This is a genomic window from Herbaspirillum autotrophicum (assembly GCF_001189915.1).
Taxonomy (GTDB): Bacteria; Pseudomonadota; Gammaproteobacteria; order Burkholderiales; family Burkholderiaceae_D; genus Herbaspirillum; species Herbaspirillum autotrophicum.
Genome location: NZ_LFLS01000065.1, coordinates 1 through 9300, shown reverse-complemented (window position 1 = coordinate 9300; position 9300 = coordinate 1). Strand labels below are relative to the sequence as shown.

General features: G+C 57.4%; 13 protein-coding genes. All 13 read right to left on the bottom strand.

The genetic code is table 11. The features are described 5' to 3' along the window. On the bottom strand, positions 1 to 577 hold a 577-nt coding region (locus AKL27_RS26605; RefSeq protein WP_157057134.1), incomplete at its 3' end, for a hypothetical protein. Further along, complete coding sequence (locus tag AKL27_RS26600; RefSeq protein WP_050465925.1) at positions 574 to 2421, bottom strand: DNA cytosine methyltransferase; 1848 nt, start codon at positions 2419 to 2421, stop codon at positions 574 to 576. The genes AKL27_RS26605 and AKL27_RS26600, both read right to left, overlap by 4 nt. Then, on the bottom strand, positions 2418 to 4178 hold the full coding sequence (locus tag AKL27_RS26595; RefSeq protein ID WP_050465924.1) for an AAA family ATPase: 1761 nt from the start codon (positions 4176 to 4178) through the stop codon (positions 2418 to 2420). The genes AKL27_RS26600 and AKL27_RS26595 overlap by 4 nt, the downstream gene beginning before the upstream one ends. 99 nt (positions 4179 to 4277) lie before the next feature. Further along, entirely contained in the window at positions 4278 to 4910 is a 633-nt protein-coding gene (locus AKL27_RS26590) for a 3'-5' exonuclease (protein ID WP_050465922.1), read from the bottom strand. 36 nt (positions 4911 to 4946) lie between these two features. Further along, positions 4947 to 5597: a hypothetical protein gene (locus AKL27_RS26585; RefSeq protein WP_050465921.1), complete on the bottom strand. Its 651-nt coding sequence runs from the start codon at positions 5595 to 5597 to the stop codon at positions 4947 to 4949. A gap of 34 nt (positions 5598 to 5631) precedes the next feature. Further along, positions 5632 to 6642 (bottom strand): hypothetical protein, encoded by a 1011-nt coding sequence (locus tag AKL27_RS26580; RefSeq protein WP_050465920.1) that lies wholly within the window; start codon positions 6640 to 6642, stop codon positions 5632 to 5634. Between the two features lie 25 nt (positions 6643 to 6667). Continuing rightward, entirely contained in the window at positions 6668 to 7465 is a 798-nt protein-coding gene (locus tag AKL27_RS26575; RefSeq protein ID WP_050465919.1) for a PD-(D/E)XK nuclease family protein, read from the bottom strand. Beyond that, positions 7462 to 7680: a hypothetical protein gene (locus AKL27_RS26570; protein ID WP_050465918.1), complete on the bottom strand. Its 219-nt coding sequence runs from the start codon at positions 7678 to 7680 to the stop codon at positions 7462 to 7464. The genes AKL27_RS26575 and AKL27_RS26570 overlap by 4 nt, the downstream gene beginning before the upstream one ends. Next, positions 7677 to 7955, bottom strand: coding sequence for a hypothetical protein (locus AKL27_RS26565; protein WP_050465917.1), 279 nt, complete (start codon positions 7953 to 7955; stop codon positions 7677 to 7679). The genes AKL27_RS26570 and AKL27_RS26565 overlap by 4 nt, the downstream gene beginning before the upstream one ends. Further along, positions 7952 to 8146 carry a hypothetical protein gene (locus tag AKL27_RS26560; protein ID WP_050465916.1) on the bottom strand — a complete coding sequence of 65 codons (195 nt, stop codon included), beginning with the start codon at positions 8144 to 8146 and terminating at the stop codon, positions 7952 to 7954. The genes AKL27_RS26565 and AKL27_RS26560 overlap by 4 nt, the downstream gene beginning before the upstream one ends. Then, positions 8143 to 8454 (bottom strand): hypothetical protein, encoded by a 312-nt coding sequence (locus tag AKL27_RS26555; protein ID WP_050465915.1) that lies wholly within the window; start codon positions 8452 to 8454, stop codon positions 8143 to 8145. The genes AKL27_RS26560 and AKL27_RS26555 overlap by 4 nt, the downstream gene beginning before the upstream one ends. Then, entirely contained in the window at positions 8451 to 8792 is a 342-nt protein-coding gene (locus tag AKL27_RS26550) for a hypothetical protein (RefSeq protein ID WP_050465914.1), read from the bottom strand. Before AKL27_RS26550 ends, AKL27_RS26555 begins: the two co-directional genes overlap by 4 nt. Positions 8793 to 8919: 127 nt before the next feature. Then, positions 8920 to 9300 (bottom strand): hypothetical protein (locus AKL27_RS26545; RefSeq protein WP_232311126.1); only part of this gene is annotated, 381 nt, incomplete at its 5' end.

The window sequence follows — 9300 nt, the reverse complement described above, 5'->3', positions numbered from 1 at the left end:
CAAGTGCATCCTTCGCATCACTCAACGGCGCTGCTGTCACTTCATCTTCCAGCGCCGCATCAATCCGATCTGCAAGTTCAAGACCTTCCAGATAGCCGCGTGCTTCGCCGAGAAGGTCGCGGATATTTTCCACCTCTCCGGAATTACCGGATAACTGGTGTAATTCCACCGAATTAGAACCGCCCGCACTTACAGGCGCTGGCGGGGCGATGAAAACTGGCACCCATCCGTCACCATCTGGTTGTGTAACAGCTCCATCGATATCGGATTTGCACCACTCCCGCCGCATGCTGCCAACATTATCTTCTTGGGCGCTGCAATCCCATTCAAGGTAGTGGCGATAGTCTCGGTAGTACGCCACCGGCTCCTGACTCAGCCCTGCGCTGCGGGCGAGTAACCATCCGTCGAAACGATCCTGCACCCAATCTGCAAAATAGTTTCTATCAACATCGAGGCCGCCGAAATTGAAGGCAAGTCCTTTCATATATTTTTCAGCAAACGCGGCTTCGAACAAGGGACGTTGCTGCTCAATGAATTCCGGCGTCATCGCCCGCTCTTTATCTGTATCGAGTTTCATGCAACCCTCGCAATCTGGCGTTCGTGGGCGAAGTTCGCTTCAATCAGGGCGCGCGCCATCGGTGGGCATACCGAGTTGCCGCACATGCGTACCTGGGCGCTTTTGGTAAGCGGCCGCCACGGAATGTTGTTCACGTCAGCTACCTGCTGACCGTCGATAAATAGTTTCTCCCAATCCGGAACACTGTCGATCAGGTATTCGTCGCCGAAGCCTTGCGCCCGGAACAGTTCGCGCGGTGCCAGCATGCGCAGGCCAATATCTACGATCTGATAATCTTGCCCCTTGATGGTGACAAGGCCGAAGCGGTCGCGGCTGGTGACCGTGCGCATCGGGTTGTCGATGCCGTCTGAATCTTTCTCGCTGCCGTAGTAACTCAACAGGAAGGCGCGCACCTCGGCATGGTGCTGGCCGCCGGCGCTGATCGTTCCCAATGGCTCATCAGTGCCTGCCGCAGTACTGGTGCCGCGAAGTTTCACCAGATTGCTTGTTACGATACCCATGGCGTTACCGGTGCCCGGACGGGCTTGCTTGCCGCCGGCTGTGACGGTGTGCAACGGCTCACCGAGTGGACTGCCGACGGCACCCGAGCGAAATTTCGTAACATGTGCCGACACCAGACCGAAATGTCCGCCTTTGACCTGCGCGCAGATCGTGCGCAACGGTTCATCCACTGGCATGTTGCGCTGGTTGCTGGCATTTGCATGTTCGGTCAGCAGCGCAGTCACAAGGCTGTGATGATCAGAGCTTGTCACGGTGCCGAGTGGGGCGGCAAGATCGGATCCGACTACGCCGGTGTAGTGCTTGGCGAGAAATGTCGAGACAAGCGCTTTCTCGCCACGGTGCGCGCCGGTGATCGTCCGGAACGGCTCATGAATTGATTCTGTGCGATCGCTACCCTGATGCGTGACCGGAACTATGGTGGGCGCGACAACAGAAAACCCCGGTGATGAGGTTATTGTTCGCAATGGCTCGTCCGTGTCCCACATGTTGGGCCCTCTGCCGGTGGTTTTGCTGTTTGCCGTATTCACGATGAACGGATCCGCAGCATCCACCACGTAGCGCATGATGCCTTTGGCGATGCGGCGCAGGGTAGCATCAGCCAGCGGCCGGCCGCGTTCAAAGATCGACGGGCAGGGCAGTGACCAATCGATGCACTCAGCGGCGGTGCGGTAGGGCAGCAGCTTGCCGGACTGAACGCCCAGACTGTTCGGTGCGCCGTGAGTAGGCTCCGGCCACATGATCGGCAGGCCATCGCGGCGGGCGACCAGAAACAGGCGTTTGCGGATGGTCGGTGTGTCGTGATCGCAGCCGCGCATTTCTCGCCAGTCCACGTTGTAGCCATGGCCGCGTAGTTGCCGGATGAAACTGTCGAAGGTCTTGCCGCGTTTCGCCGGATCGGGCTTTGCAGTGCCATCGGCGGCCACCAGCAACGGCCCCCATGTTTTGAATTCTTCGACGTTTTCCAGCATGATCACGCGCGGCTTGCACTTTGCCGCCCAGCGCAGCGTTACCCATGCCAGTCCGCGAATTTTCTTTTCGACCGGCTTGCCACCCTTGGCCTTGCTGAAGTGCTTGCAATCAGGTGAAAGCCAGACCAGCCCGACCGGCTGATTGTTGGTGACCTTGATCGGATCAACGTCCCAGACCGACTCGCAGAGGTGTTTTGTGTGCGGATGGTTGGCAGCATGCATTGCCAGCGCCTGCGGATCGTGGTTGATGGCGATATCGACCGGGCGACCGAAAGCCCATTCAAGGCCGGTGCTGGTGCCGCCACCGCCGGCGAAGTTATCAATGATCAATTCATTGCCGAGATCGAGCGCCATGCTCATCAAATCGCGCTTCATGCTGCCACCTTGAAATCAGCAATGTTGCCAGCCTCAACCCAATGTGCTGCCATCGTCGGGTAGAGGGTCGCCGGCAGCGCCTTGAGGGTAGCGAACAGCAGGGCGGTTTCGATATCGCCATCGATCACCATGGCATTGAGCCACGCCAGCAGGACAGAGCGGCCCGGGAGGTCCAGCACGTCGACGCGATCAAGCATCAGAATTTTGAGTCCGGACATGACAGCGACAACGACCGCAATCATCGCATCAGTGCGCCACTTCTCGGACTCTGAAAGCAGATGGTACGACCGGCCGGCGGCGGTAATTTGCATATCCGACGCGATACAAACTTGCATCCAGCCGGTTTGTTGGTGGGCGTCTGCCAGCTTCTGATTTACAGGTTCCAGCGCTTCGGCCAACATGTCGCCGGGAATACCGTCCGGTGCCAGGGCATCGGCAACGACCGACCAAGCCAGCACGTCGGCGTGGTGCTTACCGGCATCGACGGTTTTCTTTTCAGCCGCGGCTACTGCTTCGGCATAGTTCGCCGCCGCGTTGATCTGCACCTGTGCGGCGGCGCGGTCAGCGCGCATCTTGGCAACGCTGGCTTGCAGGACGTCCAGATCGGGCAAGTCTTCCTGCTTGGCGGGCGCTTCCAGCGCGTCAAACTGTCCCTTGGCTTCCAGCGTTGCCGCAAGATCACGTTCCAGATTTTTGACAGAATTTTGCATCACTTCAAGACCGCGTTCGAACTCCGGCAGCGAAGCCTGCGCGTCGGCATCGACGGCACCAGCTTGCGGCAGTTCGCCGTGTTCTTCTTCGTAGCGGTCGAGCAAGGTGGCTGCATCCTTCGTATAGGCGTCATCCTCTACAGCAGCGATGAACACGGCCATGTCGTGGACCAGCCCGATACGCTTGGTACCGCTGGCACGCTGGCGCATTGCTACGACCTTCGGCTCAAACTCGGCAAGTTCTTTCTGTGCATGCGCCAAGGCTTCTCGCACCCGGTCTACGCCGGCGGCCTTGGTTTCCAATGCTGCGCGCTTCGCGACGTTCTCGGCCCGGGTCCGCTTCTCGGCGGCCACTTCGCCGACCCGCTGATTTACTTTGGCGATATCGGCATCGAACACTGCAAGCGAGTCAGCAGCTGGTGGTGTGCCTGTGACAGGTTCTGGCCTGGCCGCTACCCATGAGCCGGATTTTTTTGATCCCCAGGTCTCGCCGGTCAAGGTACGCCATGCCCCTTTTGATTCTGTCGCCTTCGTCTTGGCAAACTCGCATGCGCTGGGAAAACCGGTACGCAGCAATGGCAGGGTCGCTGTGATCTTGGCAGGATCGCATGCGCGGGCGGTCATGCGCTTTTCGATATCGTCGGTCTTGATCCGGATGCCGGTCAACTTGAACAGAAAGGTTCGGCGCTCGTCGCTTGTCATGGTGGTGAAGTGCTGGCCATTGAGTGCAACGTCGACCGTATCGCCGGTGGGCAAACCATCGTCGGCGCTGATGTCGCCGGCCGGAACGTTGAACGCATAGGTGCGCTCATCGGCCACGGTTACCAGGCCGCCGCCAGCTTTCGCGCCGTCGGTCACCAACTGTTCATATTCTTTTTTCAGGTTGACGCGCACCACGTCGCCGGTCATTGCCATGCGGACGGCTTCGCCGATGCTGGATTTTGCGGCGCCGTTCGGGCCGGCAAATAAAGTAACAGGGGTAGTCAGGCGCACGTCGATGTGGTGAGCGCCGAGAAAATTGTCTACTTGGATGCGGTCGAGTTTCATTATTCTTGTCCTTGGTATGTGGTGCTGGCGGCCGGTGCGGGTCTCATCTCCGGCGGTGCTACTTCGCGTGCCCGCTAACGCTTGCGCCAGCTTTGATCGTTACGCCGCTTGAGTGGCGTTGTAGTCTTGCAGCGCGAAATAGATTGCCTTGCAGGCCATCACGTCGTTTTGGGCGTTGTGCGCGCCTTCCAGTTCCTTGCCGGTAAAGAACCGGTATGCCTCGGCCAGATTCGGCTGCTTCGGTGTCTTGCGCTTCGCTGCCAGCATTTTTTCAGTCGGTGGGAGGTTGACGATTTTGGTACTCTGCGTGCAAGTGTCGAAGGCACTGCCGGTCTTGAAGGCTTCCAGTTGTTCTTCGGAGTAGATGCCAGCCTTCATCATTTCGATACGGATCATGCGAGCATCGAAAGATTCGTTATGTCCGACCCGGCCGATGGTCGCTTTCCCCCACAAGATCAGGAACGTCGGCAAAATGTGCTCAATGTGGGCACCGTCGCGCAGCGCGATTTCTTGCGTGATGCCGGTCAGTTCGGCGATTTCATCGGTGATCACCCAACCGTTCGGCAGGATAATGTGGTTGAGCGCCCCCAGCGTTTCGCGGGTGTCTGGATCAACCAGTTCGGCGGCGATCTGAATCACGCGCGGCTGCGATGGGTCTTCCGATGGCTTACTCCAGACGGGAATGCCGGTTGTTTCGACATCGTAAAAGAGGATGGAATTTTCTGTTGTCATGTTGTTCTCGCTGTTGTCGTGGGTGGGTACCGGTGGTTATTCGATTGTTGGGGCGCCGGCTGGCTGTTCGTCGTCTTCCGCGTCGGGATCAGTGCCTGGCAAAAGGTTGCCGGTGTTGGTGTCGGGCTGCCTGTCACCGCTGAAATGCTCGTTCAGCGCTCTGGTGCGCGCCGCCTTGGCCTGTTCCAGTTCGTGCTGCTTGGCTTCGTCTGGCGGTACCAGCGTAATTTGCACTTCCAGACCAAGCAACTTGCGGAGCTTGTCGATATCGCCCGGGTTGTCGTGGGCACGGATGATGAAACCCATGTCGACCATGCCCTTGTCTTTCATCTTGAATTTAATGCTGTTGATCTTGACGTCTTCCATCTTGATTTCGGAGCGTTCGTTGACTCCGGTGTGCGCGATGAACTTGTAACCCTCAAGGTCCGCTTTCCATGGGAAACGGGGGAACGCTGGAAATTTGAGATTCGGCATGTAGACAGTGCCGTCCAGCATGTCCGGCTGGGCGGTGTTGTCCGGGGCGTAGAACGACTCCTTGAGCAGCGGATGAAATTCCAGCAGTGCATTGTTTGGAATTTCCGTCGATATGCTGATGTCGCAAGCGCCGACCGGGTCCTTGTCTTCTTCGGTTTCGGTGCGCAAATCAACACCAAGAATTTTGCTCATGTGGGTATTCAGACCAAACATGTATTGCTCCTATTGAGAGTGGTGGGGAGGGGATTTATTCCATGCTGACGCCGGGATCGGCGGCGGCCGCACGCTTGGCGGCGGGTTTTGCTGTGATCCGCTTCAGGTGATCTTTTGAAATGCCGCGCAACTCGTCCTGTTGCTCTGGATTCGCAACTTGAGAAATCATCTCGATTGCGACTTGCAGGACGTCCAGCGAGGTTGATTTCTGCATGGCGTCCACCACTTGCGCATAGGTCAGCGTGGTGGCGTCTTCGGCGGTCGTCTGGGTTGCCTGCGAGCTGGTATCACTCGCAGGCCCGGCGGCCGTGCCGGCTTCGGCTCCGGAGGTTTTCGCTCCGTCCGCAGTATTTTGTTGACGGATTTCGCCGGTGTCTTGGTCGACGTTTTTCAGAGAATTGACCGTCACGGCTTCAGTGGTGACGGTGTAGCTTCCGTCCTTGTTCACGTCGATGATGTCGCGCAACTCCTCCTCGGTAGAGAACCCCATCGAGATTTCCGGTGCCGACGTGTTGATCATCCAACCGGCGCTGCGATACATCAGCATGAGTTGGGGAATGGTTTTCCACTTGGAACCATTCTTGGAAAACCAGCCTTCATCCTTGGCCATTTGGATACTGACATCTGGACCGACTATCTTTTCGCCAGTAGAAAGTTCGATAGCCCACGCCCGAGCGCCCCAAGTGTCGGTTCCACGCTCGCCAAACCATTCGTATTTGACGGTGCTGAAGCGGCCGCACTCATTGAATGTCGCAATCAGGTACTTTGCAGACCAGCCTGGACGACCGTGCACGATGTACAGGTTTTGCATCACCATCAGCTCGTCGGCGCGCAGGCGATTCGCAAGGTTGAGGGCGATCATGCAGTTCGCGATATTTCCTTGATACTCCTTCGGAACAAGCGACGATGCGGCAAAAGCCTTTGCTACGCGCTGCAGCAGATCGAAGCCAGCCAAATCAAAAAAGCCAGCGCGGACAATTTGGTTGCTCTGCGCAGGGGTTTTCAGCGTTGTCAGCGAGGTGGTTTTGTCTAAGACTTCAGTCATTGTTTTCTCCGTGGTTGGATGGTGGTTATTCGTGGTACATGCAGGTTCCCCAGCGAGCGCAGTACTTCTGGCTGCACAGTTGGGATTGAGGGTTGGGGGGGAATAGACCGGTCTTGAACATGCCGGCGGCATACTCGATCAGGCCCTTTTCGTCTTCGGTGCCGAGCATGATCCGCTTGGCGTCGAATACGCGGCTGACGCCGACGGCGGCCTTGCTGGTCGTCTGCAAGCCGGTAATTTGCGAGCCGACCGTCGCCTCGCCGTCGGTCTGTTCCGACATAATTTGATAGGTGCCGAGTTGCGCTGACCGGCCTTGAACGACCACGGCGCCATTTGCGATCACCCGGCCGCCGGTCTTCAGGTCGTTGATGACCTTGCCGCCGGCCGACCGGACAACGCGGGCGCGGTCCATCGTGCCGGTCAGCTTGACGATCACGTCGCCGCAGGTGATCAGCAAGGGTTCCAGCGGCATTTCGACGGACACGTAATCCATCCTCGGCGCAATCTCGGTGCAATACTTGACGGTCAGCACCAAGCCGATTTTCTCCGCGTCCAGTATGGTCAGGTCGTCTTGCTTGTAGTCGACGTCCTGCTCCGGATTCTTCAGCGCCTGGACGAAAACCTCGGCGGCTTCGTCAACCGTGATCGGGGCGCCGGTCAGGTTGCCGCTGTCGAACGCGGCAGTACCGGCGTGGATGCCGGTGCCGAGTTGTGCGCGCAGGCCGCTGGGCTTGCGCATGCCGAGGATGTGTTCGCCTTCCCAGCGGTGGGCGCAGTCGAACAGGGAACCCCAAGACGAGGCGCGGACCTTGAATTCATTCATTTGTCTTTGCTCCCATACGCGGCCACCGGGAAAGTCATTTCCTCGGCCTGTACATACAGCTTGTCGAACAGGCGCTTGTTGGCCTTCAGCTTTGCGGCCTGCTGTTGTTTGGCGTAGCGCTCGTTGTCGGTATCGTCGCGGACCGGTGCGGTCATCAGAATCACGCCGATGATTGACAGGCCGAGGGCTGCACCGAGTGGGTAGGCGGCTTTCATGTGGCACGCTCCGCGATCATTTCATCGGCGTAGATGCCGCGCAGATCCGCAAGCTCTTTGATAGATTCCAGCCAACCTGCATTGCGGCCGTTGCGCCTGTAGAAAATATCATTGGCAAATGCGATGTCGATCGGAGCATTTGCCGCGAAGTAGTCGCGCAGCGTCATGCCGCCAGACGGCTCGATGTCAACGCGTTCCACGCCGTTGCTATCGATGCCGGTCATTTCTGCATTCAGGCCCGGGAAGGCGGGCCCGCCGGTAGATTTTTTTCTCATGTCATGCTCCGCAGGCAGGCATTAGGCACCGGCGCCGGGTCGGACGATTTGAAATAGCGGTTGCTGTAAGCAAGTCCGTTCAGGATCAGGAACACGGTGATCAAAAACACAGCCGCCCGCTTGAGGAATCGGCGAATCGTGCCGGGCTTGTGTACCGGCTTCTTGCGCAGGTAGTTGATTTGGTGGTTCATGCTGCACCCGCTGCGGTGAGGGCGGCGCGGGCAGCGAAGCGCGGATTACGCTCGCCGGACTTGAGGAATTCGCCGTCGCTGTCGTGCCAGTGATCTGTAGCTGCGATCATTCCTTGCAGTGCCTTCACCAGCGCATCATGCGTATTCCACACATGCACCAGTTGCTCTGCCTGATTCAATTGCTCGATAGCCTGATCCAGCGTTTCCGCGTTGCTGGTCACAATCCGGATCGGGAAAATAAAGCCTTGGATTTCTTGGCCGTACTCAGCGCCACGAACGAGTGTCAATGTTGGAGTGGCGGCGGTCATGCGGCCACCTCGTCAAACGCTTCACTGGCGAGAAACTTCATCTCCTGCCAGAACGCGGTGCCGGCAACTGCATACACCGATTCAGGGTTCAACATCCACGCCGCAGCCAGACGGCGCAGCACTTCAGCACCACCCACGCAGGTATCGTCAATTCCTTCATTGGTCAGAAAGTCGCGCGCTTCGCCGGGTGCAACCTTGGCAAAACGGCTAATGAACAATTCGACCGCCGCGTCAGTGAATGGCGCTGGCTGTTCGTTGAATACCAACTCGTCAGCCCGGAAATAGTTCTCCGGTGTCTGGCGGTCGTATTGGCGTTGGGCAGTGGCAAGACCGTGCATTTTTCGCTCCATGTAAAAGCTCTGTGTGTTGAGCTGATGGAGCGAGTATTAGGCATTCCTTATTATCTGTCAATAGGAATTCCTAATTTAATTGAATAAGGAATGCCTTCCGTGCGGGGTTGGGGAATTAGAGAGTTGGGGCGTTTCTGGTTTCAGGCCGGCATGCCCATCGGAACGCATTGCCATTCGATATGTAGTCGTTGTCGATTTTGCCAAATGGCTCAAAGAGATCGTTTTGGCTCATCTTGAGTTTGCCCCCTAGTTGCCAAAATTGCCGAGTAAAATATTTGCTGCTGAGCGATTTTTGTTCTTGGGTAATGCAGCGGACCGCGAAGCTTTCTACGCTAGAAAGCCCTAATTCCTCGTTAAATAAACCGACCATTTCTTCGCCGCAGCTTTTATACACAGAGACAAATAGAAGTGTTTTATCTTTCATGATGCTCGGTCGTGGCGCGTAAATCTGGCAGACCCCATTGTCATGCAAAAAATTCAACTTCGGCAGAAAATC